The organism is Streptomyces capitiformicae, assembly GCF_002214185.1.
In the GTDB taxonomy this organism is placed as follows: Bacteria; Actinomycetota; Actinomycetes; order Streptomycetales; family Streptomycetaceae; genus Streptomyces; species Streptomyces capitiformicae.
This window is the reverse complement of the sequence record NZ_CP022161.1, coordinates 10,391,963-10,418,959: the sequence shown is the minus strand read 5'-3', so window position 1 is coordinate 10,418,959 and position 26,997 is coordinate 10,391,963. Positions and strand designations below refer to the sequence as shown.

Annotated in this window: 24 protein-coding genes, 1 tRNA gene, 2 pseudogenes and 1 riboswitch; of the genes and pseudogenes, 12 read left to right on the top strand and 15 right to left on the bottom strand. The window is 70.4% G+C overall.

Features of this window, described 5'->3' with window-relative positions; all coding sequences use genetic code 11:
- The 5 genes and pseudogenes from CES90_RS46640 (at position 1) to CES90_RS46620 (ending at position 3,438) form a co-directional block, all read left to right on the top strand.
- Positions 1–981 carry a fumarylacetoacetate hydrolase family protein gene (locus CES90_RS46640; protein ID WP_189788183.1) on the top strand — a complete coding sequence of 327 codons (981 nt, stop codon included), beginning with the start codon at positions 1–3 and terminating at the stop codon, positions 979–981.
- Positions 978–1,922 (top strand): MBL fold metallo-hydrolase, encoded by a 945-nt coding sequence (locus CES90_RS46635; protein WP_189788184.1) that lies wholly within the window; start codon positions 978–980, stop codon positions 1,920–1,922. Before CES90_RS46640 ends, CES90_RS46635 begins: the two co-directional genes overlap by 4 nt.
- A gap of 61 nt (positions 1,923–1,983) precedes the next feature.
- A pseudogene (locus CES90_RS50890) lies at positions 1,984–2,468 on the top strand (CoA transferase subunit A); the annotation flags it as partial.
- The gene (locus CES90_RS46625) at positions 2,468–2,914 is read left to right on the top strand and encodes a helix-turn-helix domain-containing protein (protein ID WP_229914466.1); all 447 of its coding nucleotides are present in this window, start codon (positions 2,468–2,470) and stop codon (positions 2,912–2,914) included. The pseudogene CES90_RS50890 and the gene CES90_RS46625, both read left to right, overlap by 1 nt.
- Positions 2,845–3,438, top strand: a complete 594-nt coding sequence (locus tag CES90_RS46620; RefSeq protein ID WP_332836443.1) for an IS630 family transposase — start codon at positions 2,845–2,847, stop codon at positions 3,436–3,438. Before CES90_RS46625 ends, CES90_RS46620 begins: the two co-directional genes overlap by 70 nt.
- 213 nt (positions 3,439–3,651) lie before the next feature.
- On the opposite strand, the gene CES90_RS46615 is transcribed toward CES90_RS46620, so the two are convergent.
- Genes CES90_RS46615 through CES90_RS46605 form a run of 3 tightly spaced genes read right to left on the bottom strand, consistent with a single transcriptional unit; the run spans position 3,652 to position 7,039 of the window.
- Positions 3,652–4,017 (bottom strand): cupin domain-containing protein, encoded by a 366-nt coding sequence (locus tag CES90_RS46615; protein ID WP_189788185.1) that lies wholly within the window; start codon positions 4,015–4,017, stop codon positions 3,652–3,654.
- The gene (locus CES90_RS46610; RefSeq protein ID WP_189788186.1) at positions 4,014–5,615 is read right to left on the bottom strand and encodes a N,N-dimethylformamidase beta subunit family domain-containing protein; all 1,602 of its coding nucleotides are present in this window, start codon (positions 5,613–5,615) and stop codon (positions 4,014–4,016) included. Before CES90_RS46610 ends, CES90_RS46615 begins: the two co-directional genes overlap by 4 nt.
- Positions 5,612–7,039, bottom strand: coding sequence for an APC family permease (locus CES90_RS46605; RefSeq protein ID WP_189788187.1), 1,428 nt, complete (start codon positions 7,037–7,039; stop codon positions 5,612–5,614). The genes CES90_RS46610 and CES90_RS46605 overlap by 4 nt, the downstream gene beginning before the upstream one ends.
- 113 nt (positions 7,040–7,152) lie before the next feature.
- On the opposite strand from CES90_RS46605, the gene CES90_RS51510 reads away from it, so the two are divergent.
- A complete protein-coding gene (locus CES90_RS51510) occupies positions 7,153–7,800 on the top strand; it encodes a TetR/AcrR family transcriptional regulator (protein WP_208921688.1) in 648 nt (215 codons plus the stop codon).
- 153 nt (positions 7,801–7,953) lie between these two features.
- Here the strand turns inward: CES90_RS51510 and CES90_RS46595 are convergent, their stop codons facing one another.
- The 6 genes from CES90_RS46595 to CES90_RS46570 all read right to left on the bottom strand — a co-directional run bounded on the left by CES90_RS46595 (position 7,954) and on the right by CES90_RS46570 (position 14,038).
- Positions 7,954–8,304 carry a transposase gene (locus CES90_RS46595; RefSeq protein ID WP_268257076.1) on the bottom strand — a complete coding sequence of 117 codons (351 nt, stop codon included), beginning with the start codon at positions 8,302–8,304 and terminating at the stop codon, positions 7,954–7,956.
- 506 nt (positions 8,305–8,810) lie between these two features.
- Positions 8,811–9,755, bottom strand: a complete 945-nt coding sequence (locus tag CES90_RS46590) for an aldo/keto reductase (RefSeq protein ID WP_189781069.1) — start codon at positions 9,753–9,755, stop codon at positions 8,811–8,813.
- 134 nt (positions 9,756–9,889) lie between these two features.
- Entirely contained in the window at positions 9,890–10,936 is a 1,047-nt protein-coding gene (locus CES90_RS46585; protein ID WP_189781068.1) for a M23 family metallopeptidase, read from the bottom strand.
- A gap of 11 nt (positions 10,937–10,947) precedes the next feature.
- Positions 10,948–11,111: riboswitch (cyclic di-AMP (ydaO/yuaA leader) on the bottom strand.
- A 278-nt stretch (positions 11,112–11,389) separates the two neighbouring features.
- Positions 11,390–12,529, bottom strand: coding sequence for a PP2C family protein-serine/threonine phosphatase (locus CES90_RS46580; RefSeq protein ID WP_189781124.1), 1,140 nt, complete (start codon positions 12,527–12,529; stop codon positions 11,390–11,392).
- 120 nt (positions 12,530–12,649) lie between these two features.
- Positions 12,650–13,282, bottom strand: coding sequence for a GTP cyclohydrolase II (locus CES90_RS46575; protein WP_189781067.1), 633 nt, complete (start codon positions 13,280–13,282; stop codon positions 12,650–12,652).
- A gap of 225 nt (positions 13,283–13,507) precedes the next feature.
- The gene (locus CES90_RS46570) at positions 13,508–14,038 is read right to left on the bottom strand and encodes a MarR family winged helix-turn-helix transcriptional regulator (RefSeq protein ID WP_189781066.1); all 531 of its coding nucleotides are present in this window, start codon (positions 14,036–14,038) and stop codon (positions 13,508–13,510) included.
- A gap of 92 nt (positions 14,039–14,130) precedes the next feature.
- Between CES90_RS46570 and CES90_RS46565 the strand changes: the two genes are divergently transcribed.
- A complete protein-coding gene (locus CES90_RS46565; RefSeq protein ID WP_189781065.1) occupies positions 14,131–15,273 on the top strand; it encodes a dihydrofolate reductase family protein in 1,143 nt (380 codons plus the stop codon).
- A 143-nt stretch (positions 15,274–15,416) separates the two neighbouring features.
- Positions 15,417–15,490: transfer RNA gene (locus tag CES90_RS46560), tRNA-Met, on the top strand.
- Between the two features lie 88 nt (positions 15,491–15,578).
- Here CES90_RS46560 and cyaB read toward each other — a convergent pair.
- Both cyaB and CES90_RS46550 read right to left on the bottom strand, forming a co-directional pair.
- Positions 15,579–16,190, bottom strand: coding sequence for a class IV adenylate cyclase (gene cyaB, locus CES90_RS46555; RefSeq protein WP_189781064.1), 612 nt, complete (start codon positions 16,188–16,190; stop codon positions 15,579–15,581).
- Positions 16,191–16,228: 38 nt separating this feature from the next.
- Positions 16,229–18,592, bottom strand: a complete 2,364-nt coding sequence (locus CES90_RS46550) for a beta-alanine-activating enzyme beta-propeller domain-containing protein (RefSeq protein ID WP_189781063.1) — start codon at positions 18,590–18,592, stop codon at positions 16,229–16,231.
- A gap of 288 nt (positions 18,593–18,880) precedes the next feature.
- On the opposite strand from CES90_RS46550, the gene CES90_RS46545 reads away from it, so the two are divergent.
- Complete coding sequence (locus CES90_RS46545) at positions 18,881–20,068, top strand: hypothetical protein (protein WP_189781062.1); 1,188 nt, start codon at positions 18,881–18,883, stop codon at positions 20,066–20,068.
- Between the two features lie 172 nt (positions 20,069–20,240).
- Entirely contained in the window at positions 20,241–20,705 is a 465-nt protein-coding gene (locus CES90_RS46540; protein ID WP_189781061.1) for a hypothetical protein, read from the top strand.
- A gap of 340 nt (positions 20,706–21,045) precedes the next feature.
- On the opposite strand, the gene CES90_RS46535 is transcribed toward CES90_RS46540, so the two are convergent.
- A complete protein-coding gene (locus CES90_RS46535; protein ID WP_189781060.1) occupies positions 21,046–22,029 on the bottom strand; it encodes an aldo/keto reductase in 984 nt (327 codons plus the stop codon).
- Between the two features lie 817 nt (positions 22,030–22,846).
- On the opposite strand from CES90_RS46535, the pseudogene CES90_RS46530 reads away from it, so the two are divergent.
- Together CES90_RS46530 and CES90_RS46525 are read left to right on the top strand one after the other, a co-directional pair.
- A pseudogene (locus CES90_RS46530) lies at positions 22,847–23,290 on the top strand (helix-turn-helix domain-containing protein); the annotation flags it as partial.
- 173 nt (positions 23,291–23,463) lie between these two features.
- Complete coding sequence (locus CES90_RS46525) at positions 23,464–23,631, top strand: hypothetical protein (protein WP_229914476.1); 168 nt, start codon at positions 23,464–23,466, stop codon at positions 23,629–23,631.
- 11 nt (positions 23,632–23,642) lie between these two features.
- On the opposite strand, the gene CES90_RS46520 is transcribed toward CES90_RS46525, so the two are convergent.
- The 3 genes from CES90_RS46520 to CES90_RS46510 all read right to left on the bottom strand — a co-directional run bounded on the left by CES90_RS46520 (position 23,643) and on the right by CES90_RS46510 (position 26,987).
- Complete coding sequence (locus CES90_RS46520; RefSeq protein ID WP_189788216.1) at positions 23,643–24,386, bottom strand: DUF1775 domain-containing protein; 744 nt, start codon at positions 24,384–24,386, stop codon at positions 23,643–23,645.
- A 277-nt stretch (positions 24,387–24,663) separates the two neighbouring features.
- Positions 24,664–26,076: a glycosyltransferase family 39 protein gene (locus CES90_RS46515; RefSeq protein WP_189788215.1), complete on the bottom strand. Its 1,413-nt coding sequence runs from the start codon at positions 26,074–26,076 to the stop codon at positions 24,664–24,666.
- A gap of 275 nt (positions 26,077–26,351) precedes the next feature.
- On the bottom strand, positions 26,352–26,987 hold the full coding sequence (locus CES90_RS46510) for an alpha/beta fold hydrolase (protein ID WP_208921686.1): 636 nt from the start codon (positions 26,985–26,987) through the stop codon (positions 26,352–26,354).
- Positions 26,988–26,997 lie beyond the last annotated feature (10 nt).

Here is a 26,997-nt window from a genome sequence, read left to right as displayed (position 1 = left end):
ATGCGCTTCGTCACCTACACCGAAACCGACGGCGACGGCGGTGACCGCGTCGGTGTACTCGACGCCGACGACCTTGTCCACGCGCTGCCATCCGGTATCCGTCTCATCGACCTGCTCGACGACCCGCAGCGGTTGCACGACGCCGCGGACGACGCGCTGCGCGATCCCCGTGCCGTGCACTCCTACGCCTCGCTCCGGCTGCGGGCGCCGATTCCCCAGCCGCCGACCGTGCGGGACTTCATGACCTTCGAGAGCCATGTCGAGGGCGTGGCCAGGCTGGGCGGACCGGAGGCAGGACCGCCCGAGCAGTGGTACGAGGCGCCGGCCTTCTACTTCACCAACCCCTATGCCATCCAGGGCCCGCAGGACGACGTGCGCATCCCGCCGGGCTGCACGCGCTTCGACTTCGAACTGGAGGTCGCCGCCGTGATCGGCCGAGGTGGCCGGGACCTGAGCGTCGCCGAGGCCGAGTCCCACATCGCCGGATACGTGCTGATGAACGACTGGTCCGCGCGCGACGTGCAGTTCAACGAGATGCAGGTTCGCCTCGGCCCTGCGAAGGGCAAGGACAGCGCCACCACGCTCGGCCCGGTGTTCGTCACCCCCGACGAACTGGAGCCCTACCGGGCGGGCAACGCCTACGGCCTGCGGATGACGGCGGCCGTCAACGGCAGAGTCGTCGGCGAGGACATGTGGAGCAACATGGCCTTCAGCTACGCCCAGATGATCGCCTACGCCTCCCGTGGCACCAAGGTCCGCACCGGCGACATCCTCGGCTCCGGGACCTGCGGCGGCGGCTGCCTGGCCGAACTGTGGGGACGACGCGGGCTCGACGCCCACCCTCCCCTGGCCCAGGGAGACACCGTCACCCTGAGCGTCGAGCACCTGGGCACCCAGACCTGCCGCGTGACCGAGCGCGCCGAGCGCCCCGTCGGTGATCTGCGGGCCACCTCGCACCCGCACCACGGAGGCCGCCCATGACCCCCGCACCGAGCCCGGCACCGGACACGGCAGGCACCGCCCACGCCGTGGCCCCCGGCGTGTACGCCTGGACACAGCACGACGGCTCCTGGTGGATCAACAACGCCGGGTTCGTCACCACCGACGACCACACCGTCCTCATCGACACCTGCGCCACCGAGAACCGCACCCGGGACCTGGTCGCCGCCGTCGACCGGGCGGCACCGGGCACACCGATCCGCTACCTGGTCAACACCCACCTGCACGGCGACCACACCCACGGCAACAGCCTGCTGCCCCGCACCACGGTAGTCATCGCACACGAAGCCACCCGCGAAGGCATCCTGACCGACACCGTCATCGACGGCTGCCCGCCGATCTGGCAGCCCGTGCCCGACTGGGGCGCGGTCACCCGGCGCGCCCCGGACCTCACCATCCGCACAGCACTCACCCTGCACAGCGACAGCCATCCCATCGAACTCCACCACCCCGGCCACCCCGCGCACACCAGCGGCGACCTGATCGCCTGGCTCCCCGAACAACGCGTGCTGTTCGCCGGAGACCTGCTCTTCCACCGCGTCACCCCGCTGGTGTTCATGGGCTCCCTGGACGGCGCCCTGCGCTCCCTGGACTGGATCGCCTCCTTCGCACCCGAACACGTGGTGCCGGGCCACGGCCCCGTCATCGACGCACACGCCCTGCCGGCGGTGCTCGACCACCACCGCGCGTACTACCGACTCGTCCACACCACCGCCCAGGCCGGCCTGCGCGACGGCCTCACACCCCTGCAAGCGGCGCGCACCTGCCGCCTCGGCCCATTCGCCGACCTGCCCGACGTGGAACGCATCGTCCTCAACCTGCACCGCGCCTACGCCGACACCACCGGCCACCCCTTCGATCTGCCCCAGGCATTCACCGACGCGATCACCTACAACTCCGGCCCCCTGCGCACCCGGGTCTGACCGGCGTCGGCCTGCCTCACGAAGCGCGCAGTTGCCCCGCCACCACCTGCAAAGGCTGCACGTGAACAAAGTCCGCGACACCGCCGCCGAGGCGGTCCGACATCCCCGACGGTGCCTCACTGGCCGTCGGCGGCTTCGGCCTCAGCGGCGTCCCCGATGTCCTCATCCGCGCCCTCTACACACAAGGCGCGGGCGGGCTGCGGGTCGTCTCCAACAACTGCGGCGTGGACGGCCGCGGCCTCGGTGTCCTGCTCGCCGCCGGCCCGATCGCCCGCGTCATCGGTTCCTACGTGGGTGAGAACAAGGAATTCGCCCGCCAATACCTGTCCGGCGAGCTGGAAGTGGAACTTGTGCCGCAGGGCACGCTCGCCGAACGTCTGCGGGCGGGCGGCGCCGGCATCCCAGCCTTTTACACCCCGGCGGGCATCGGCACTCAGGTCGCCCAGGGCGGACTGCCCCGACGGCTCGGTCGCCGTCGCCTCGCCGCCCAAGGAGCCCCGGGACTTCGCGGGCCGCCCGCACCTCCTGGAGCACAGCATCACCACTTGAGGTGCAATCCCAAGACAGTTCGCCGGTGGCTGCACCGCTTCAACCGCTTCGGCCTGGACGGGCTGGAGGACCTGGGTGGACAGGGCCGGAAGCGGCGGATCATCGAGACGGAACGCTCAACAATCATCGGTCTGGTCAAACAGCCGCCCCCAGGTCGGCTGACCGTGCAGGCCGACGGCGAGCTGGCCGCGGCGGATGAGTCCGGGTCGGCGGAGTGGACCCTCGACGCGCTGGCCGCCGAGGCCGGACGAATGGGCATCGAGGTCGGTCGCAGCCAGGTCCGCCGGATCCTGCTGGCCGAGGGCGTGCGCTGGCGCCGCACCCGTTCCTGGACCCGGTCGAAGGACGCGGACTTCGAGGGAAAAGGACACGGATCATCGAGCTCTACACCTGCCCGCCCGAAGGCGCCACGGTCGTCTGCGCCGACGAGCTCGGACCGGTGATCCCCCGTACCTTCCCGCCGGCGCCGGGCTGGTCGCCGGACGGTCACCGCATCAAGTCCGAGGCCGACTACAGTCGCGGGCCGGAGAAGACCTGGGTCTACGGCGCTCTGCGGGTACGGGACGGACACGAAGTCACCATGACCGCCTCTTCCCGAAACAGCGCCTTCTACCAGCAGTTTCTTCAAAGGGTTGAGGCGGCCAATCCGGCCGGCGATATCTACGTGGTCACCGACAACCTGTCCTCGCACAACAGCCTGTCCACCCGGACCTGGCTTGAGGGTCACCCCAGAATCCGGCACGTCTTCATCCCTGTCGGCGCCTGCTGGCTCAACCTCCAGGAGGGCTGGTGGCGCATCTTCCGCAAAGCTGCCCTCGCGGGCCAGTCCTTCGCCGGACCACCCGAGATCGACCAAGCCACCCGCCTGGCAACAGCCCAGCTCAATACACGAGCCCGACACTGGGTATGGGGAAGACCCGCGCCTTCAACCCGTGTCCTACGCCGCCGATATGTGTACTCCGTTTGAGGAATCCAGCACTAGAGGCCAGCGTCACGCGGGCACGCGGAGAGGCCTGTCCCGCACGATCACCGAGGACGTCCGCGAGAGCGTACACTTCACCATCGCGAGCCTCCTCTACATGCCGACCGGGAGAAGATCGCGTACCGCAACGCGGAGACACTGCTGCGGATCTGAGACGACGGGGTCGGCGGTCTCCGCCTTGCTCGTCTTCAGCCCCTGCTACTCCTGCGTGAAGAGCGCCACAAAGATCTTGCTCGCTGGTTCGACGGTCTCCCACACGCCGCTGAAGCCTCGGGGGACGAAGAACGCCTCGCCGGCAGCGAATTCGCGTCGCTTGCCGCTGGTGTCGATCAGGGCCACCCGGCCGGAGAGCATGACGCACACCTCGTCATACGGGTACGACTCCAGTCGCAGCGTGCCCGGCTCGCCCTCCCAGGCGCCGGCGAAGGGATGTTCCTCGTCCCGGCCGAAGCCGCGCCATTCCGTTTCCCGCCAGTCGGGACTGGCGTCGCCTTCGCCCCAGACGGGTACGACGCGCTCGCCGCTCCCGACCTTCAGGGCGCGGATGCTGTCGATGCCGCTCATGTCCGTTCCTCCCCGGCGCCGAAACGCCGCAGCACGTTGTGGGTGATCTGCTCGGTGAAGGGGTCGCGGTGGATGAGGCCGCTGACCCATTCCGTCGTACCGGCGTTGAAGACCTGTCCGGCGCCCCGGGTGAAGGCGGCGACCATGCCCGCGCCGTGGAACTCGCCCTGGAAGCGGTCCGGCACGTCGTCGCCCCACAACGCCTGCATGTGTCCGACGGCTTCTTCCCGAGGGGCGCCGAGAGGGACCTCGCCGCGCCACCGGTCGACCTCGCCGACGACCGCCGGGGTCATGGCGATGATCTCCAGCCCGTCGGGGGCACCGTCGACGTGGGTGGGATACGGCAGACCGCGGCGGAAGGTGTAGTCGACGCCGTCCAGTTCGAAGGCGGCGATACAGGTCGGCGCGCTGCCGAACACGTCTCCGTAGTACAGGTCAGTGTCCTTCAGGGCCCAGTGGCCAGGCCGGTAGACGGTGAAGCCGCCGGTGCTGCGCGGGGTGGCCGCCCCGTACCGGTTGTAGCCGCCGCCGAGGCCGGTCAGGCCGAAGGTCCGGGCTCCGGGCCGGTCGATGAACGGCGCGTCCCAGGCGGTGGTGGTGCGGCGCGGGTCGATGTGGCGCAGCGGGTCGGTTGCCGGGTCCTTATAGCAGACCTGGGTGGTGCCGTCGTCCTCCAGGCGCACCTGCCAGATGTAGTTCCCGGCGAACCGCGCGGCGTTGCCGCCGCCCTCGACGAACTGGTCGACGGCGTCGCGCATCTCCCAGGTCCAGTACTCGTCGTGGCCTACGAACACGGCGCAGGCGTAGCCGTCCAGCGCCGAGTGGTCCTCGTGCAGGTCGTGCTGGGTGAGGTAGTCCAGTTCGTATCCGTGCTGCTCCGCCCAGACGACGAAGGGGCGTTCGTAGGCGGCCCAGAACGCGTCGGCATGGTGGCGGGAGTAGCCGTGTGCGTGCGCCCACTCGTAGGCCGGGTGGCGGGGAACGTAACCGGGGCCCGGGGTCGCCGGGTTGGCGCTGCGCGGGGCGCCCGGCGGCAGGCGGAGCATGCCCCGTGCCACGGGCCGTTGCGTCGACAGCACCGGAGAGGGGATGTCCTGGTAGGGGTCGTCGCCCACGCCGCGGTAGTGGTTGGCGCCGCCCCAGTCGTTGTAGGCGGTCATGGTGCTGGTCGTCAGCACGAGGACGTACGGGGCACGCGGTCGGGGCGGGCGCACCACGAAGAAGTGCTCGCGCTCGACGCGGCGGCCCTGGTGCTCGATGCCGACCACGATCAGATACAGCCCGGACGGCCAGGAGGGGTCGACGGTGAAGGTGGTGGACACCGGCCAATCGCAACCGACCTCGTAGGCGTCGGTGGGCGTCGGGTAGGCCTTGCCGGGCAGGGCGTCGGCGGACCACACCTCGACGGGGGTGCTGCCGTCGCGCACGACACGGACGTCGTAGTGGGGGGCCGTGGTGTGGACACGCAGGCCGATCTCGTCGCCAGCGGTGTAACTGAAGCGGTCCGTGTAGCACCAGATCTCGCCCGAGTCCGGCGTGCCCGTGGGCCGTTCGACGGCGAAGCCGGGGATCGACCAGGCGTAGCGGGGCGTGGTCACCGGACCACCCGGCCCCGTGCCGCACCCGCCACGAACGCCACCAGCAGCGGCACCGTCAGGAGCAGGTTCTGCCATGGTCCCAGCCCTGTCAGCAGGTCCATCTGCGTGCAGACGAGGTAGAGCACACCGCCCAGCGCCGCCACGGACAGGGCCGGCGCCATCCAGCGGTGCCAGGCCTTCTCCCCGCGGTGATCGCGGGCGAAGAAGCGGATCACGGCGACCGAGGTGAGAATCTGCAGCGCCAGAACAGCCACGAGCGTCGGCGTGTTGGTCCACACCACGACCTGGGTGTACGGGTCCAGGTCGCTGAAGGCGAACCCGACGAGCGAGGCGACGACCAGCACCCCCTGTACCGCGGCGGCCGTCGTCGGGCTGGCGGTTCGGGGAGAGGTGTGGGCGAGCACACGGGGCACCAGACCGTCCCGTCCCAGCGAGTAGAGGTAGCGGGAGCCGGCGTTGTGCAGCGCCAGCACGCCGGCGAAGAAACTGGTCACGATGAGCACCCGGAGCACATCGGTCATCACCGACCCGAGGTAGTGCTCGTTCAGGTCGAACACCAGCGTCTGCGGCGAGCCGGTGAGCACCGCGGCGAGCCGGTTCGGACCGATGCCCATCAGCAGTGCCCAGGCGACGACGGTGTAGGTGAAAGCGAGTACGACGACCGCGATGTACGTCGCCCGAGGGACGGTACGCCGCGCGTCACGGGCCTCTTCGGCATACACCGCGGTCTGCTCGAACCCGACGTAGACCACGAACGTGATCACGAACAGCGAGCCCATCCCGGACAGCGACCACCCGCCCGGGTCGAAGCCCTGGACGGTCAGTCCGTCGGGCGCGCCGCGCAACAGGATCGCCGCCGTGAGCAGCGCGAGCAGTCCGACCTCGGCCACCAGGAGAACTGCCAGGACGCGGGCGCCGATGTCCACCCGGCGGTAGGCCAGCACACTGACGGCCAGCCCGATGACCACAGCACACACGCCCCAGGGCACGTCGACGCCGAGGATGCTGTCGGCGGCCGTGGACGCGAACAGGCCCGCGGCCGCGCAGAACCCGATCTGTCCCAGCGTGTAGCCGACGTAGGCGACCAGAGCGGCACCGGCACCGCACGTACGGCCCAGGCCCTCGGTGATGTAGGCGTAGAAGGCTCCCGCGTTGGTGACGTACTTGCTCATCGCGGTGAAGCCGACCGCGAACACCAGGTAGACCAGGCCCGCGGCGAGATACCCGACCGGCGCGCTCTGCCCGCCGAGCGAGAAGGCCAGGGGTGCGAACCCCGCCATCACCGTCAGCGGGGCCGCCGCGGCCACCACGAAGAACACGAGATGTTTCGTGCCGATGACGCCGTGCTTGAGGCCGTCCGCGTCGGATGAGAGGTCTGAATCCGCTGTCCGGTCCGTACCGGCTGTCGTGTCCGAGGAGTCCATGAGGCCCGCCTTGTCGACGTGATGTGGATAATCGCCTACTTGGCCTATCGATCGATAGACGGCGAGTATGCACGCCTTCCGGCACCTTGTCTATCTATTGATAGGCTGCCCTGGTGGCAGACCAGAAACCGACAGCCGATCTGATCCTGCGCAAGGCATCGCACCTGTTCTCCGTGAAGGGATTCGAAGGCACCTCGACCCGGCAGATCGCCGACGCGGTGGGCATCCGACAGCCGTCGCTCTTCCACCACTTCAAGTCGAAAGCGGCCATCGCCGAGGCTCTTTTCGCCTACGACTGCGAACGCTCACCCCTGCTGCGCGGCCAGCTCGAACTCCCCGATGCCGAACCCGCCGTGACGCTCTACCAGATGGTGCGCCGCGAGGTCGAGACCGAGCTGACCAGCGCCTACGACCTGCGCGGCCTCTACCTCACCTCGGTCATCGACCGGCCCGAGTTCGCACGGTGGAAACTCGCCTACGACACGGCACGTACGACGGGACGCAGCTTGCTGGCCCGGGGCGTCGCAACCGGCGACTTCATCGACCACAACATCGACCTGGCAGGCGAGATCATCGGTGCCACGCTGTGGCAGACGATCCACTGGCCCCATGAGAAGCGGCCACCGGCAGACGCGGACGAGGTCGCCGGCATGATGCTGCGAATGGTCCTCGCGCACCCTGGCAAGCTCCCGGCCGTCCGCCGCGCCGCCGACCACGCACTGCTCGCACTGCGCTCACTCCAACGCGATTCCCGCGGGTGAACAGCAGGGCGGAACCGACTGGGCGAGCAAGCAGGCTCAGGGGCTCCCGGGGCCCGGGCGGCCCCACCCCACCACCAAGCCCGCGTACGACAATGTCCGGGACTATCAAACGAGTGGCTCTGTCCCGTAATCGGTGGTAGCGCTGTGTGGTGATCACTGGAGGAGGATGCGGTGGCGGAGCAGGGAGAACCCGGCTCGGCCGTGCATCTGCCTCATGATCTTCTTGGTTCGTGTGTTGACGCCTTCGGTGCGGCCGTTGTGGTACGGGGTGGTGAGTCCGGCGTCGACGGCTGCGCGGTCGAGCTCAAGGCCGTTCGTGAAGGAGTGCAGGTGGGGCAGGTCGGTGGAGCGAACTGCGGTGATCCAGACGGTGAGCTTGGCGTCGTTGCCCTCGGCCGGGGTCAGCAGCTGCGCGAACTCGCCGGTCAGGCGGGCGAGTCCAGTCATCTCGGGGCAGGCTTTGGTGAGTCGGTGCCTCTGTGTCTTGTCAAGCCGCCTGGCCAGGGAGGGACTTGACTCTTCGCTCGTCGGCGATCATGACGCGCCAGACGTGGGCCCGTGCCGCTACGTCTGCCCGCCGCCTGGTGCGGGGCACCTCCGGCGGGTGGGCCGGGGCACGTGCGGTGCGTTGGGGGGGCGGGGCACGTGCGGTGCGTTGGGGGGCGGGGCCCGTGCCGCTACGTCTGCCCGCCGCCTGGTGCGGGGCACCTCCGGCGGGTGGGCCGGGGCACGTGCGGTGCGTTGGGGGGCGGGGCGCGTGCGGTGCGTGGTGGGGCGGGGCCGTGCCGGTACGTCTGCCCGTCGCTTGGTGCCCTACTGCTCGGGGTTGATGGGTTGGGGTTCTCTGGGCCGCTCTACGCGACGGGCATGACGTACCGGCACGGCCCCTTCCGCCGTCTTGCGGCCGCCCCGCCGTCGTGGTGGCTGGCCTCGCTGCGGGCAGTCGTGCCGCTGAGTGGGCGCGGCGGTGCCTTGTGGCGCCGAGTTGCGCAGCCCACCCCCGCCCAGGGTTACGCCGAGGCCTCTGTCAGATGGGTGACGTCCTCGGGGGTCAGGGTCAGGTCGGCTACGGCCAGGAGGGGTGGGAGTTGGTCGGCGGTGCGGGCCGAGGCGATGGGGGCCGTGATGGTGGGCTGGGTGAGGAGCCAGGCCAGGGCGACTGTGGCGGGGTCGGTGTTCCTGGACTTGGCGATGTTGTCCAGGGCGGTCAGGACTCGGGTGCCTCGCGGGGTTTCGAGGTAGGCGCCGGCGCCTGCGGCGCGGGGGCTGTCGATCGTTGTGCCAGGGCGGTACTTGCCGGTGAGGAAGCCCTTGGCCAGGGCGTAGTAGGGGACGGCGGCGAGGCCGTAGTCGGCGGCCAGGGTCTGGAGGGGGCCCTCGTACGTGTCGCGGGAGACCAGGTTGTAGTGGGGCTGGAGGGCGACGTAGCGGGCGAGGCCCTCGGTGGCCGAGAAGTCCAGGGAGGCCTTGAGGCGCTCGGGGGTGATGTTGGAGGCGGCTGTCGCGCGGACCTTACCGGCCTTCACGAGGTCGTCGAGGGCGGTGATGATCTCCTCGACGGGGACCTCGGGCTGGTCGAAGTGCGTGTAGTAGAGGTCGATGTAGTCGGTGCCGAGGCGGGTGAGGGAGGCGTCGGCTGCGGCCTTGATGTTGGCGGCGGTCAGGCCCCGATACCGCGGGTGCTGGCTCACCTTGGTCGCGATCACCACGTCGGCGCGGTTGCCGCGGGCGGCCAGCCACTTGCCGATGATCGTCTCGGACTCCCCGCCCTCGTTGCCCTCGACCCACGCCGAGTAGGAGTCGGCGGTGTCGATGAAGTTGCCGCCTGCGGCCGTGTAGGCGTCCAGGACGGCGAAGGAGTCTTTCTCGTCTGCCGTCCAGCCGAAGACGTTGCCGCCGAGGGCGAGCGGGAAGACCTCGAGGTCGGACGTACCCAGCTTGCGAAGAGAAGTCATGCTTCTCGTCAACCGCCGGGCCGGACGCCCGCATTCCGGGATCGCGCGATTGGCAGCTCAGTCCCACGGTCACGCCGCCGGCGCGGCATGTCACCGGGACCGAGCTGCCAATTACCCCTGCCGGGTCTGCCGGGTCAGAGGCTCAGGCCCTTGCTGCGCAGCCATGCCGCCGGGTCGATGCCCGTGGCGGAGCCGTCGGGGTGGACCTCCATGTGGAGGTGGGCGCCGGTGACGTTGCCGGTGGCGCCGACGCGGCCGATGACGTCGCCGGTGGCGACCTTCTGGCCGACGCTCACGCCGATGGAGGACTGGTGGGCGTACCAGATCTCGGTGCCGTCATCGAGGGTGAGGACGGTCTTGTAGCCGTACGAGCCGTCCCAGCCCGCCTGCGTGATCGTGCCGCTGTGGACGGCCTTGATCAGGGTGCCGGTGGGAGCGGCGAAGTCGAGGCCGGTGTGGTACCCGGAGGACCAGTAGGGGCCGGACTGGCCGAAGTAGGAGGTGAGGGTGTACGAGGAGGTCGGAAGCGCGTACTGCTTCGCGAGGGCGGCGAGGCGCTCCTCTTCCGCCTTCTTCGCGGCCGCCTCCTCCGCCTCCTTCCGCTCGGCGGCTTCCCTGGCCTCGGCTTCCTTCTTCTCCTGGGCGGCCTGCTCGGCGGCCTTCTTCGCGGCGGCGGTCTGCACGGCCTCGGCGGCGGCCTTGTCGAACGCCTCCTGCTGCGACTCGGCCTGCTGCATGATCCGGGCGCGCAGTGCCTCGCCGGCGTCCGAGGTGCCCTGCTCGGTGTCGGCGGCGATCAGGCCGGCGCTGCTGAGCGGGGAGGTGGAGGCCTGGGGCTCCGGCTCGTCGGCCTCGTCCTCGAAGACCGAGCCGACGTTCGGCATGTCCGGCAACGAGATGGACACCGGGGGCTTGCCGGTCTGCGCGCTGGCCATGCCGGCGCCGCCGACGGCGGCTATGACACCGACGCCGAGAACCGTGGAGCTGCGGGCGAGTCCGCCGCGCTGGCGCTGCTTGGCGACGCGGTGCCGGCCGCGAACGGGACGAATGGACTCCTCGGTGGGGTTCCACTCCTGGAAGGGGCCCTCGTTCTCGGCGTTGTAGCTGCCGTAGGCGAACGTCTCGCCGCTGCGTTGGCTCGGCACGAACGGGGCTTCGGTCGCGGACCGGTTGGACGCCACGTGGGCGTACTCCTTTCCTTCCTTCTCGCCTACCGGGTTAGCTGACGGGTTCGGAGCAGGAAGGTCTCCTACGCGCGTAAACCTGTCGTGCTGCCACGACGGCTTCCGCGCGATTCACCCCAGGGTGGTGGTTCCCCGGTTCCCGTACAGGTACGGGATTCGGCGCGTGAGCACGGAGCCGCCTCTTGTGACGGCTGGGACGACCGCGCTGCGTTATCGAACGTTAATAGACGCGAGGGCCGCATTCCAAGCGGTTCCGAATGATCGTTCCGGCTTTTGCGCTGGACTTTCGGGTCATGAGGGGCGGAAAACGGGCGAGTTGACCTTGCCCCAGCCGTCACAAAGGTTCTGACTGAGCGTCAGTTGTTATGCGGAGGGGGTCGGGTGAACACGCTGGGTGAGGAGAATCGTGAAGGACGTGGAGGAGATGAGGACGCCGTCGGCCCATCAGGGTCACGGGCGGCGTACCGCCAGCAGTGCCATGTCGTCCGTCGCGCCGCCGCCGGTGTGGGCGCGTACCTCCTCCGCGAGGGTCGTCAACACGGCGCGCGGGCCGGGGAAGGTGCGCCCGGAGAGGCGTTCGGCCGGCTCGTAGAAGACGCCGTGCGCGTCCCGGGCCTCGGAGAGGCCGTCGGTGTAGAAGAGCAGCGTCGCGCCGGTGGGGAACTCGGCCTCCTCGGCTCGGTCCGGCCAGGCGCCCAGCTCTCCCATGCCGAGCGGGAGTGCGGGGGTGGGGGCGTCCAGCATGCGCAGGGTGCCGTCGGCGTACAGCAGCAGGGGGGACGGATGCCCTCGGTTGACGATGCGGGCGAGTCCGGCGCCATGCGGGAACTCCGCGAGTACGGCTGTGGCGAACCCCTCGTACATCTCGATCGCCTCATAGGTCTCGATCGCCTCGATCGCCTCGATCCTGCTCCGGCGGGTCGCCTCCCGTCGCGTGGTCTCCCTGGTGAGGGCCCGTTCCAGTCGCTGGGCGACCGCTTCGAGCGTGGACTCCTGTTCGGCCGCCTCCCGGAACGCGCCGATCAGCACCGCGACGGCCGACACCGCGCCGAGCCCCTTGCCGCGTACGTCGGCCACGATCAGCCGTATGCCGTGGGGCGAGTCCTGTACGGCGTACAGATCGCCCCCGATCGACGCCCCGGCCTGCGCCGCCTCGTACCGCGCGGCGATCTCCAAGCCGCCGATCCGCTCCTGCGGCTCCGGCAGTACGGCCCGCTGCGCGGCCTCGGCGATCTCCCGGGCGGTGGCGAGGCGGGCGCTGCTGCGGTGGACGAGTCTGTTGATGACCACGGCCAGTACGGCGACCGTGGCCACCGTGGCGATCTCGGTGATCGCGTCCACATGACCCGCGTCGCCGTAGCGGAGGTGGACGACGACGATGCCGGCGAGGGAGGCGACACCCGCGACCACCGTGCCCGTGAGCGAGAGCAGCGGGGCGGCCACGAGGGGGGCGGCGGTGAAGAAGGGGACCGCCGTGAACTCGCGTGGGGTGAAGCGGTCGTAGAAGAGGCCCGTGAGGACGAGGAGAGCCGGGAGGGCGCGAAGGAGGGCGCGGGCGTAGAAGAAGCGCCGGCTGCCCGGCCCCTTCACACCCGCTGCACCCTGTACGCCGTGCCTGCCCTGGACACCTTCCGACTGCCCCACAGGTCCATGGTTTACGGGCGCGCGGGCGGGCGGCCAGTCGACCGGGGCCGAGTGGACCAGATGAAATCAGCCCGCCGTCAGTTCCGGCAGCAGGAGGGTGTGCTGGGTCTGGAGGACCTTGGCGCGGAGGTAGCGGACGTTGTGGGCGGTGGTGAAGACGCCGGTGGGGACACGCTGCTGGACGCCGACGCCGAGGTCACGGAGTTGCTGGGCCTTGTCGGGGTTGTTGGAGAGCAGGTCCAGTTCGGCGATACCGAGGGCGTCCAGCATCTGGGCCGCCGCCGTGTAGTCGCGCGCGTCCTCGGGCAGCCCGAGCGCCGCGTTCGCCTCGTAGGTGTCGAGGCCCTGGTCCTGGAGGGCGTACGCGTCGAGCTTGTTGTAGAGGCCGATGCCGCGGCCCTCCTGGCGGAGGTAAAGGAGGACCCCGCCGCGATCGGCGATCCGCTCCACCGCCTCGCGCAGCTGCGGGCCGCAGTCGCAGCGGGCCGAGCCGAGGACGTCGCCGGTCAGGCACTCCGAGTGCAGTCGGACCAGCGGGGGCGTGCCGGGTGCCGGGTCGCCGAGGACGATCGCCAGGTGCTCCTGGCCGTCGACGAGGCCATGGAAGGTGACCAGTTCGGCGTCGACGCTGTAGCCGTCGTGGAAACGCAGCGGTACCCGGACGCGGGCACGCGGGGTGGCAGCGGGGAATTCGGGCATGCGGGTCTCCGGTCCTGGTGCGGGTGGCGTGGCCAGTCAGTGCTTCAGATTTGAAGCACGACCTCGGCAGGACTCTAACCCCTGCTTCAAATTTCAAGCAACCCGTTTTGGGATGGGTCGCATTCCCGGGAGTCCGGGAATGACGGCCGAATCAGTCGGAATGACGGCGGGAATCGGTCGGGAAGGGAAGGCAAGGGAAGGGAAGGGAAGGGGGCGTGATGACGATCACTGTTCCGGCAGGCTCGACCCGCACGAGCGGCGGCGCCACGGCAGGTCGTCGGGGGCCGCGGGGCGGGAGCCGCCCTCGCCCTGGATCGCCGCCGCGATGCCCATGCTGATCTCCTCCAGCTGCCCGATCTGTTCCGGGGTGAGGTGGTCGAAGACCGCCTTGCGGACCGTTTCGACGTGACCCGGCGCCGTACGTTCCAGCAGGGCCATGCCCTCGTCGGTCAGTACGGCGATGCTGCCGCGCTTGTCCCACTGGCAGTTCTCGCGCCGCAGCACACCGTCCTTCTCCAGCCGGGTCGCGACATACGTCAGCCGGCTGCGCGTGATCTTCAGGCGCTCGGCGAGGTCGGTCATCCGCATCCTCCGGTCCGGCGCCTCGGAGAGGGCGGCCAGCATGGAGTAGTAGAGGTGCGGCATACCGGCCTCCTGCTGGAGCTGCCGGTCGAGCGCGTCCTCCAGGAGCGAGCTCGCGGCGACGTAGGCACGCCAGGCTCGCTGCTCGTCGGGGGTGAGCCAGCGGGTCGTCATACGTAGAGTGTAGTTAGTGTTTAAAACTTGAACCAAGCCCGCCCTTCCCACACAAGCCCCCGGCCCTCAGCCATGGAGTATGGAGCGCGTCCATGTCCCTGCCCTACGTCCTGTTGTCCGCCGCCGTCTCCCTCGACGGCTACCTGGACGACACCGGGCCCGAACGGCTGCTGCTCTCCGGCCCGGCCGACTTCGACCGGGTCGACGAGGTGCGCGCGGCCAGCGACGCCATCCTGATCGGCGCGGGCACCCTGCGCACCGACAACCCCCGGCTGCTGGTCAACTCCCCCGAGCGGCGCGCGACCCGGATCGCCGCCGGCCTCCCCGAGTACCCCCTCAAGGTCGCGGTCAGCGCGTCCGGCGACCTCGACCCGGCGGCCCAGTTCTGGCACACCGGCGGCGAGAAGGTCGTGTACACGACGGACAAGGGCGCGGAACGGCTCCGCGGGGCCGGGATCGCCGCCGACGTCGTCCCCCTCGGGACAGAGCTGGACTGGCCGGCGATCCTCGCCCACCTCGGTGCCGTACGCGGCATCCGGCGCCTGATGGTCGAGGGCGGTGGACGCGTGCACACCCAGCTCCTCCAGCAGGGGCTCGCGGACGAGCTCCAGTTGGCCGTGGCGCCCGTTCTCGTGGGCGAGACGGACGCGCCGCGGATGTTCGGGACGGGCGCGTATCCCGGAGGGCCGAGGAACCGCCTCCGTGTGCTGGAGACCCGGCCGGTCGGCGACGTCGTCCTCATCCGGTACGTCCCCACTCTCCCCGGCACCGGCCCGGCCGTCTCCCCCGCCGACCGGCACTGGCTGGCGCTGGCCTGCGAACTGGCCCTCGCGTGCCCGCCCTCCCGGACCGCGTTCAGCGTGGGCGCGATCGTCGTCGCGGCGGACGGTACGGAGCTGGCCCGCGGCCACTCCCGGGAGGACGGCGACCCCGTGGTCCACGCCGAGGAGGCGGCCCTCGCCAAACTCGACCCCGCCGACCCGCGCCTCGCCTCCGCCACCGTCTACAGCACCCTGGAACCGTGCGCCCGCCGCGCTTCCCGCCCCGACCCGTGCGCCCGGCTCCTCCTCGACGCGGGCGTACGGCGCGTCGTCACGGCCTGGCGCGAGCCGGACACGTTCGTCGAGAACGCCGCCGCCGGCAACGCGATGCTCGCGGCGGAGGGCGTCGACGTCGTCGTACTCCCGGAGTACGAGGGACTGGCGAAGGCGCCGAACGGGCATCTGCTGCCGTGACGGGCCGTGGGTGAATCCGTGACGGGCCGTGGGTGAATCCGTGACGGGCCGCTGGTTGGGTGGCGGGTGAACGTGGGTGAAGGGGGGCCGTCGTAAAACCGTGTGCTGGGTGCCCCGCGGATGGCGTACACTGGTTTCAACGACGCGGGGTGGAGCAGCTCGGTAGCTCGCTGGGCTCATAACCCAGAGGTCGCAGGTTCAAATCCTGTCCCCGCTACTGAAGGCCTGGGGCCGGAATCCGATGAGGATTCCGGCCCCAGGTGTTTGTGCGGCGTGTTTGTGCGGCTCACCGGCCGTCTTGACGACTACATGCGGCGGGCCGCCCGTACCGCGTCCGTGTACAGCTCGCGTGTGAGGTCCTCCGGGGCGATGCCGAGTTCGGCGAGGACCGTGCGGATGGCGCCCAGGGCCGCTGTGACGTCCGTCTCCTCCTCGACCATGGTCTCGATCTCCAGGAACGTGCCCTCGAGCTCGGGGACGCGGACCAGAGTGGCGAGCATCCTGCGCCCGTACGCCTCGAAGGCGTAGCTGCGGCACCGCTTCTTGACGACGATCGCCGGTACGTAGCCGAGGTGCTCCAGGATGGCGTGGGCGGCCTGCGAGTCCTCCAGCCGGGTCTCGAACTCGGGCTTGGAGCCGGACGCCTCGTCCACCGCGGCCCCCTTGAAGGTGAGGAGGGTACGGCGGTCGCCCGTGCCGCGGTCGACCACGAACCGGAGCCGCAGCTCCTCGTCGCGGGCGCGCAGGCCCCCGTCGGGCCGGTCGTAGTACGTGTCCTGGTACGTCTCGACGCGCCCCTCGGCCCGATCACCGAGCGCCCGCTCGCTGAGTGCCCGCGCGTTGAGCGCCCGCTCGCTGAGTGCCCGCGCGACCGCCTCGGGCGCATGTACGCGCGCCTTCAACTCCGCCTCGATCACCGGCCGTTCCCTCCCGCCCTCCCGCCCTCCCGCCCCGTTCAGCTCTTGACCGCGTACACCGTGCCGCTGTCGTTGCCCACGTACACCGTGCCGGCGGCTGCCGCGGGGGAGGAGCGGATGTCGGCGCCGGTGGGATAAGTCCAGATCGACCGGCCGGTGTCGGCGCGCACGGCGTAGAGGTTGCCGTTCTTGCTGCCGACGTAGACGGCGCCGCGGAGGACGGTCGGTGAGGAGTAGACGACGTTGCCGATGGTGAACTTCCACCTCTGTTCGCCGGTCAGGGCGTCGACGGCGTACAGGTTGCCGTCGTCGCTCCCGACGTAGACGACTCCGTCGGACACCGCGGGCGAGGAGCCCACGCCGGCCTGGGTGCGGAAGGTCCAACGGAGTTCGCCTGTATCGCAGTTGACGGCGTAGAGGTTGCCGTCGTAGCTGCCCACGTAGACGGTCCGGTCGGCGACGGCCGGGGAGGACTTGACCTCGCCGCCCGTCTTGAACGCCCAACTGGGCTCCCCTGTCGCCACGTCGACGGCGTGGAGACGGGAGTCCTCGCTGCCCACGTAGACCTTGTTCCACGCGACGACCGGGGAGGAACGGATACGGCCCCGGGCGGTGAACGTCCACTTCCGCTCACCGGAGTTGGCGTCGACGGCGTAGAGGCGGCCGTCGTCACTGCCGACGTAGACGACGCCTCCGGCGACCACCGGCGAGGAGTTGACCTCGCCGCCGGCGCTGAACTGCCAGCGCTGGTCGCCGGTTTTCACATCGACGGCGTAGAGGTGGTAGTCGGCGCTACCGAAGTAGGCGGTGCCTCCGACCACGGCCGGGCAGGTGTAGACACCGTTGCCGGTGCCGAACGCCCACCGCTGTTTGCCGGTCTCCGCGTCCAGGGCGTACATGCTGCCGTCCCTGCTGCCGGCGTACACCAGCCCGCCCGCGGCAAGGAGGGCCGGGGCCACCGGGCCTGCGGTGCCGTACTTCCATCTCTGGCGGCCGGGGCTCGGCACGCCGGACGGGTCCTTGAGGGTGTCGTTGTCCGCGCCCCTGTCGGGGTCGTCCTGGTCACCCCGCCCCAGCAGGTAGGTGCCCGCGCCCACGGCGGCGACGGTACCCGCTCCGGCGAGGGCGATCAGGACGCGGCGACGGGTGGGCGTAGGGGCGGGTCCGGGTGTGGGCGTACGCGTCTCGGCGGCGGCGCCCTCTCTCGCACCGTCCGAAGGCGAAGGCAGGGGTGGGGACGGGAACGGCGGCGGCTGTGGATGCCGGCGCGCGTCGGTGAGACCGGGCGTACCACCCGGTCCACCCGGTGGTACGGGGCCGGGGGTGCCCGCGTCCGGGTGCCGCGGGACCTCGGTCTCGGCAGCGGTCTGCGTGTGTGGCGCATGTGGAATATGCGGCATATGCGACGTATACGGCCCCTGTCCCGGGGCGAGGCGGGGGTCGACCGCCGCGCCGTTCGGTGACAGGGCTCCGCCGGCCTCCTCGGCGCGCCGTACCGAGGCGGCGACGGGTGCGGGCAGCCAGGCGCCGCCGCCGAAGGCGAGGGTGGTCGTGTCCTCGCCGTACGCCGTGCCGGACGACGGCAGCTGCGACGGCGTCATCCGGTGGGCGAACTCGGCGAGCAGCTCCTCGACCGTGGGCCGCAGCGCGGGGTCCTTGTCGAGGCAACGCGCGAGGAGGGGGCGCAGACCTGTGGGGACGGTGGACAGGTCGGCCGTGTCGTGGACCACGCGATAGGCGACGCCGGCCACCGAACCGGACCCGAAGGGCCCGCCACCGGTGGCGGCGAAGACGAGAACGCCGCCGAGGGCGAACACATCGGAGGGCCTACTGGCGCGGCCGCCCGTCAGCTGTTCGGGCGACATGAAGGCGGGGGTGCCGACGACGACCCCGCTCCGGGTCAGCGAACTCGACCCTGCGCTGATCGCGATACCGAAGTCGATCACCTTGGGCCCGTCGGGGGCCAGCAGCACATTGGACGGCTTCAGATCCCGGTGGACGAGACCCGCGGCATGGATGGCCTGCAGCGCCTCGCTCAGGCCCGCGCCCAGTGCGACGACCGAGGACTCGGGCAGCGGCCCGTGCCGCGCGATGGTGTCGTCGAGCGAGATGCCCGCGACATGGACGGTGGCGAGCCACGGCGGGTCCCCGTACGGATCCGCGTCGACGACCGCCGCGGTGAAGGCACCGCTGATGGCCCGCGCGGCCGCCGCCTCCCGGGCGAACCGCTGACGGAACTGCGGGTCGTCGGCCATCTCGGGCCGAATGACCTTCACGGCGACCGCCCGCCCACCCGGCGACCGCCCCAGATAGACCCGCCCCATCCCACCGGCTCCGAGGCGCCCCACGATCCGGTACGGCCCCACCTGCCGCGGGTCGCTGCTTTCCAACGGCTGTGACATGGGCCTCCCTGCCCCCCGCCGGAGGGCATGTCGCTCCCCCGATGTCCATCCCGTCCATGATGTCCGGCGAGCACGCAATCCGCACCATCACTGTGCCCTCGGACGCGGCGAACGGGGGCAGAGGTTCCCATTGCCGACCCCGGGTGCCCCCAGCTCCCTCTGGGGCATTGCCCTCTTGTTCACCTCCCCAACGGCCAATGGTGACGAAGAGCAGTTCGCAACTACGTTCCGGCATGCCCCCTTCGGCATGACTCCCCTCGGAGATGGGGAGCACCGTTGCGCAACCGCATGCCCATACCCCGCCTGGCCGCCATCTCGGTCATGCCGCTCGCCCTGCTCGGCGCGACGGCCGGTACCGCGTCCGGCGCCCCCGCCGCGAAGGCCGCCGCCGCGAAGCCCGCCGCCGCGAAGGCCGCCTTCGGCCTGGACGCGACCGCCTACCGCGACACGACCGGCAGGGTCGCGCCAGCCGCGAACGTTCAGACGGAGGGCTTCAGTGTGCGCACCGCGCCGTCCGGGGAGACCGCCGTCGTGGACGACTCCATGGCGTCCGAAGGGGCCATCAGCGCCGCGAACCCCCACTTCGTGGATCTGGCGTGGAAGACGTATTCGGCCAAGGCCCGCTACACCGTGTTCCGCGGTGACACCGTGCTCGCCGAGTTGCCGGCCGGGTCGACCAACTTCCGTGACACCACGGTGGCGCCGGGCGCGAAGTACCAGTACCGGATCGTGCCGCAGTTGGTCGGCGACACCGCGCAGGCCCGCACCTTCGGCCTGCAGGTGACCGTCCCCGCTCCCCAGAGAGGCCAGTCGGACCTCACGGCGATGCGTACGTCGGCCACGTCGCGCGCGGAGGCCGCCGCGGCGGCGACCACCACGACCCTGACGTGGGTGACGTTCATCGCACAGAAGCGGCTGGATGCCCCACTGATTCCCGGAACCAGCAAGCCCGCGTGCACCTACGGCAAGGGCTACGCCTTCGGTGGCGACAACCACGGCTTCAACTGGCGCAGTTCCAGCAATCGCACGGCCGCCCACGCGGTGATCACCTGGAAGAGCAAGAAGGTCCAGGGGCACACGAGCATCGGCACCACACACGTGTACAAGAAGAAGACCGGCAAGCTCGTGGCCAAGCGGACCGCGTCCGGCAGCAAGATGCAGGTCCGCAAGCTCGGCAGCGGCTCGGGCTACGGGGACATCCGTATGGTGACGCACGCCACCAACCCGTTCTGCAGCAAGAAGCTCCCCAACGCGATCGACGGAGCCCTGCAGTTCAAGATCCGCTCGAACGGCAACTGGGAGATCCGCTCCGGCAACCACCGGCAGATGCCCAGCCACCACATCTTCATCTACAACGGCGGCCGGGTGACCGACGTTTACAAGCGCAAGGCCGCCAGCCCCTGGTGCCTGTCCGGGTCGGGCGCGGTCGGATGCCAGCTGGCCAACCTGACCGGCTACACGGGCCGCTACAAGTAAGGTCCCCCGGCTCACACCCACCGGCGGCCCCCGCGCACCTCGCGGGCGCCGCCGCTGCCGTACGGAGCCCCAACGCCTCCGATCCGCAGAGGGAGGAGGACACTGGAGGACACTGACCGTGCAAGCGGACCGCCGCACGGGGTCCACCGTCCCACCAACGGGAGAGCGTGACATGACTGTCACCTGGCGCAGCGCTGTCTCCTACGCGCTGACCGTCGTCATCGGTTCCTGGATGGCCGGAGCTGTAGTCGATCTCGCCTGGTCAGCGGCTGCGGACAGCTTCGGCCCCTGGGTGTCGCTCTGGGTGGCGAACCCTCTGGCCTACGTGTTCCTGGCCGCGACCACGCTCACCCTCACCCTGACGCGCCGCTTCACCGCCCCCATGCCGGTGTGGCGCGTCCCGCTGATCGACGGCGGCGCCTACCTGCTGGTCCTGCTGCTGTGGGCCGGCCTCTCCGCGTGGCGGGAGGGAGCCGCCGTACCGGTCGACGACGCGTTCGCCACGGCGGGCTTCGCCATGCTCACCCTCCAGTTGCCGTCCGCGTGGCTGCTGATCGTCTGGCGCGCCCGCCACCTCCGCGTCGTCCTCACCCAGGACGACGGCGGCACGACGGCCGCCCGGGTGACCGGGCAGTAACCGCCGATGCCGCCCGGCGTGCCCGAAAACACCACAGCGCCCGAGCCGGCCGAAGCCGACCCGGACGCTGCGTAGCAGGTCAGAGGGGTTCCCCTCCCCCGCGTCCGTAGGCCCTGTGGGACTCGAACCCACAACCAATGGATGAAAGGTCCTGGCCAGAGACTCCACGAGCGGGCGGATTCCCCATCAACCTTTCAGCAGGCCAGCGGGACAAGCTCCTGTGTGGCCCTCGTGCAGTTCATGCGGGTGCTCTGCGTGAGCGATGCACTTCGGCGGCGCTCCGCGCTTATCTCCTCCCGAGCCCCAGGGTCTGGAGCGTTCTTACTGTGAGGGATGGTTGTCAGGAGTGGTCCTCGGTCGCCGGGGGTGCGTTGTTGAGGTCGGCGAGGTCTTGGGGCGTCAGTTCCAGGTCCGCTGCGTGGGTGTTGTCCCGTAGATACGTCGGGCGGGTGGTACCGGGGATGGGGATGACGTGCTGGCCCTGGGAGAGGATCCAGGCGAGCGCGACCTGGGCCGGGGTCGCGGCGTGGCGCTCTGCGACCGTGCGCAGGACGGTGACGATCTGTAGGTTCGCGGCGCGGGCCGGAGGGGTGAAGCGGGGGTGGCGGGCGCGCAGGTCGCCGGGCGGGAAGGGGGTGTCCGGGGTGATGGTGCCGGTGAGGAATCCGCGTCCCAAGGGGGCGAAGGGGACGAACAAGGCACCGTTGCGGGCGCACCAGCCGACGGTGTCTTCCTCGTGTGCCCGGTTGCCGAGCGATAGTCGGGACCAGAGGGAGAGTTCGGACTGGATGGCGGCGACGGGGTGGATTCGATGTGCCTGGTCGGCCTCCCGGATGCGGACGTCCGAGAGGCCGAGGTGGCCGATCTTGCCCTCTGTCACCATTTCGGCGAGGGCGCCCCAGCTGTCCTCCAGGGGGACGGCCGGGTCGATGCGGTGCAGGTAGCACAGGTCCACGGTGTCGGTACGCAGGCGGCGCAGGCTCGCCTCGACCGCGTTGCGCAGGTGTGCTGGTCTGCCGTCGCGGTGCAGTGCCATGGTGGCGAGGTCGTCCACGACCAAGCCGACCTTGGTGGCGAGGAACGCCTCGCGGCGGCGGGAGACCAGAGTCTGGCCGATCAGCGTCTCGTTGTGACCTTCGCCGTATACGCCCGCGGTGTCCAGGAATGTGACTCCGAGGTCCAAGGCTGCGTACAGCAGCGCGGCTGAGGCTTGGTCGTCGAGTTGCGGGCGGGCGTACATCCAGGGGCTCATCCCGGCACAGCCCAGGCCGACGGCTCCGAGCAGCCGTCCGGTCGGTGGGAAGGGTCTGGTCCTCGTGTTCATCGGTCTACCGCTGTTTCGTGGTCCTGTGTGTCGTTCACGCGGTGGCCGGCCCGGAAGACGGCGCGGACCCAATCACATGATCAACAGCCAAGTTACCCTGCCCCAGAAGCACCGCCATCACAGACCGCCATCACGCCGCAAGCACTCGACAACCGCGACGACCCGGCCAAACGTGCACGGTTCACCGGCGGGGTGGAGAGTTTCGTGCGAGCCGTCCACGGCTCGCATTCCCAATCTGGGAACCCGGCGAGGCTCGAGCGCCGACGGACGCGCGGCGGCCGTCCGGCCCACAGACCTCACTGCGCGCATGGACAGGGTGCAACGCCGCGACCCGGTCGCCCTGCTGATGGGCGTCCTGCTGGCCCTGCTGGTGGCGTACATCTGGTGGCAGACCCGCATCGTGCGGCGGAGCACCGTTGGCGATCGTCCGCCACTACATCGAGCAGCAAAAACGTCCGCTCCAACGTGCACGTCAGAACAGTCTTGAGATGCATCCATCCCCGACGTGAACGCCGGGGCTTTCTGCAAGAGTCCCGGTAAGGGCTGACCGGTCTTTCTGGCTACTCCAACGGCGTGATCCGCGAGCAACTGTCCGAACTCCGGCAAGTTCGGTAGTCGCGGCCACGCAATCAGGCCGGAACTTTTCCATCCGGCGTTGGCCGTACGCGGCCGGGGTGTGCAGGCACTGGCTCATGACGATGACCGGCGTACCGGCGTCGACCAAATCGTGGACGGCTTGCTCAAGGCCGACCTCGTCGGAGGGGCCCTCGCCGACGCCGTGGGCGCGCAGGATCACCGCGGCGGGGGCGGGGGCGGCATGCCCGGCCCTGGCACAGACCCGGCACGAAGGGGAAGGGACCAGCCGATGGACGACGAGCATCTGCTCGCCGAGGCCGAGAAGATCGCCATCGCGCCGGGGCGGATGTTCCCGCGCCTGTGCCAGGTGGTGCTGAACGACCTGCGCAACACGGCCCACGCCATCCGCGTCATCGAGGACAATCTCTCCGGCCGGAACGTTGGCGACTCGGCCACCGCGAACCGCGAGCAGCCCCTGGAGACGCTTCGGGACCGGACCGCGCGAGAGCTGCGCCAGACCGTCGAGGCCCTGGCCGCGGAGCGAGCGGGCACGCCGAGGTCGCTGAGCCGGGAGGACAAGAAGGCGCTCGTGCGGCAACTGCACCGGGACGGCTACTTCGACTCGCGCGACGCCGCACAGACCATCGCGGACCTGCTCGGCGTATCCCGGGCGACCGTCTGCAACTCACCAAGTGAAGGCAAGGACGCGCCCGCAGGGCCGTCCCTCGGCACGAACGACCAGGCCGTGGTCCGAGGTACGGCTACCGGCGGCTGCGGACCAGGAGATGGAGGAAGTACGGCGTGTGGCACCTCGCCCACGTCTGGTACGAGTCCGACGGGACCACCCGCGTCGGCACCGTGGTGTCCCGGCTGACCGCACCCGACGAGATGGACGCCGACGCCCGTGCCGCCGGCCTCGAACCGGAGGCCCGCTTCGGCGACTGGCCCACCGAGACGGAGCGGTACACCCCACACTCACCGCTGGCGATCTGCACCTACGTCAAACCCTCGTCGCCCCAGCCCTGACCGCAGGGGCGTCAGGCGGAGCCGGTGCGGCGGCCCTTGAGCCACCATGCGGCGCCGCCGAGGGCGAGTACCGCGGCGGCGATGCCGAGGGGCAGGGCGAGGGACATGCCGTCGTCCTCCTCGGTGCTGTCCGCCGCGGCCTGCGCCGAGGGGGTCGGCGTCGCCGGCTGCGACTCCGTCGGCTCTTCCGAGGCGGTGGTGGGTTCCTGGGTGGGCGTGGGGCTGACGGGCTCGGCGCCGGGTGCGGCGGCCTTCAGATCCAGGCGGGGCGCGGGGTGGCCGTGTCCATGACCGTCACCGCTCTCCTCTTCCTCCAGTTCGATCCAGCGGTCGATCTTGCCGTCGCTGTAGGACTGCAGCGTCTTGAAGGCCAGGGACTTCACGTCGGGCAACTGCCGTACGGTGACGACGTACTCGACGTCCTCTCCCACCGGGAGCTTCTCGCCCGAGACGGTGTAGCCGCGCTCCGTGGGGGCGAACTTCCAGCCGTCGGGGCCGCTGCCCTCCTTGTAGGTGATGTCGGCGGGCGTGATGCCCTCGGGCAGGATCACCTCCAGCTTGGTGATGCCGGCGGAGGAGGACTCCGACTCCGCGGAGAAGGTCAGCTCGACGTTCTGGGCAAGGGCGCGGGCGCCTTCGGCTTCGACGTCCGCGTGGGCGGCGGCAGGCCCGGCGAGCGCGACGGTGGCGGCGAGGGCGACTGCAGTGAGGGCGCCGAGGCGGCGGGCCGTGGTTGCCGGATGGGTGCGGGACACTACGGGACTCCCTTGTGTTCAGCGAACGGGGCGGGCCTTCGGGAAGCGGACGTGAAAGCAGTGGTTCGCTCCAGGAGTCGGATCGCCCTGGCGGGAAGTTCCCGGCCGATCGAGTGATCTACATCACACAGCCCACCCCCAGGTCCAGCACAGACACCACCCAACCGGCTCCGACAGGGTCGGAGCATGCCTCGCACGTCCGCGCGCTGCGGGTGGCGGGTGGTCACCACCCAGGTGATCGAGACGCCGGTCTTCGGCGCCCAGGGCGCGTCAACCGTCAGGAGCGGTCGGCGCAGGTCGCCCCGCGTTCGTAGACGGCCACGTGGCGGCCCCGTACGCGGGTCTCCTCGCACAGGGTGAAGTGCTCGGTGAGCACCTCGCGTTTGGCCACGTCACGAACGGCTGTTCCCCGGTGGTGCTGGATGCCCAAGTCGCTGATGACCACGATGCGGCGTTCGCGGAGCATGGCCGTCCGGATGAGTACGGGGGCGGCCTCGATGCCGCGCAGGGTCGCGGAGTCGGGGCCGTTTCGGGCGAGGGTCACGTCCCGCAGGCCGCGGAAGGCGTCGGGCGAGGTCAGGGCGGTGTCGCGGCGGGCGGCGGGGAGGTAGACCACCGCGCCGTCCCGGCCGCCGCGCGCCTCGGCCTCGGAGGCGGCGGCGAGTACGTCGTCGACGCGACTGTTCCACTGCCGCATGGACAGTTCCACGGGCAGCAGCGCGACGAGGGCCAGCAACGGCATGGCCACGAGGGGCCAGTTGCGGCGGGGGACGCGGATTCGTCCGGCACGCAACAGCCTTTCCGCCCCGGCACCCAGCAGCAGGGCGAGCCCCACGTTGCCGAACAGCACATACCGGTCCACGTACAGCGGTTGCCAGGTGATAGAGGCCAGGGTCAGCAGCAGCTGCGGTACGGCGAGCAGCGGCAGCGCGAGCGCGGGCAGTGACACCGGGGCCGGGGCCGCATCCGGTCGCCGCCGTCCTACGGCCCACGCGCACAGGCAGCCCGCCAGCACCATCCCGGCGACCGACAACAGCCGGGCTCCGGTCATGGGGGCGATCCAGGCGACCTGGGCGCGTTGGCCGAGGCTGACGACGATCAGCGGCAGGCTGCCCAGGGTCACTCCGCCCACGGCCGTCAGCCAGGGGATCAGCGCGGTGCGCGCGGCCAGGAACACCATGGTGCCGTGGGCGAGCAGGGCGAGGGCGGCGAACTCGTTGAGCAGGACGGCGACGAGCATCGTGAGGGCGTACGCCGTCCAGGGCCGCCAGGCGTGGCGCCGCGTGGTCAGGGCGGTGAGCAGCAGACCGCTCGCCACGACCACCGCGGCCACGACCAGGGCGTAGGGGCGGCCTTCCTGCGCGTAGTGCTGGGTGGAGGGGATCGCCGTGAAGGTGAGCCCGGCCGTGAGTCCTGCCCAGGGGCCGGCGAGGCGTCGGCCCAGCAGGGCCGTCCCCGCTGCCGCGGCGGCCATCGCGAGGACGGACGGCAGCCGCAGGGTGAGGAGATTGTCGGGCGCGACGGCGAACATCCGGTGCATGAGGAGGTAGTACAGCCCGTGCACGGCGTCCACCTCGGCCAGCATGCGCCACAGCTCGGGCACCGTGCGGTGGACGCCCTGCCAAGTCGCCGCCTCGTCCCGCCACATGCTGCCCTGCCGGGTCAGTCCCCAGGCCCCGAGCAGCACCATGACGACCGAGGGGACGACAGGCACCACCCAGCTCGGCGCCGGTCCGGGCCGTGCCCGTCGGACCTCGACCGCTTCGCGGGGCTGGTTCGGTATGGTCGCGCGAACGGCACCGGCCTGCACAAGTCCCCCTGTTTCCCCCGTGTTCTCAGCAGGGGCGGCCGTCGTTCACAGGGGCCGCCCCTGCTGGTCAGAGGGAATTCCGCTGTTGGGGGTTGCCTGCCGGCGGGCTTCGATCAGCGATGGGGGATTCCGTTCGGGGGGCCTGACCGTCCTGGCTAGACCGCGCAGGCCCGGACGAACGCGTCGGCGAGTTCGGCGGGGCGGGTGAAGAGGGACTCGTGGCTGCCGGGGGTCTCGATCATCAGCGGGTTCTTCAGACGCTGGGGGAACCGCTCGGCCCAGTGCCACTCGCCGGGGAGGGAGAGGTCCTCGGTGGACAGGACGTGGGCGGTGGGTATGTCGAGGGCGTAGAAGGCTCTCGTGTCCGGCTTCTCCGTGAACGTGCCGAGCGGCTGCGGCACGAGCAGGGAATGGACGATCCGCTGTGTCTCGTCGTCGGCGTCCTGCATGAACGCCTGCTGGAACACCTCGAACGGGAACATCACCCCGTTGTTGCCGGAGGCGGCCGCCACGGCACGGAACATCTCGCCGTAGTGCGGAGGGCACGCGTCGATCAGCGACTCGCCGTCGTTCGGCACGAACGCGCTCCAGAAGACCAGCCGCCGCAGGCGGGAAGCGAGCCGAGGCGCCGCAGCCACCAGCACATAACCGCCCCAGCTGTGGCCGACCAGCGTGACGTCCTCCAGACCGGCGCGCTCGATGTACTCCACGAGGCTGTCGACGCAGTCGGTCAGGGTCACGTCGGTCGGGTCGTCGCCCTCGCCGAGCCCGGCCAGTGTGGGGGTGTGCACCTTGGTGTCC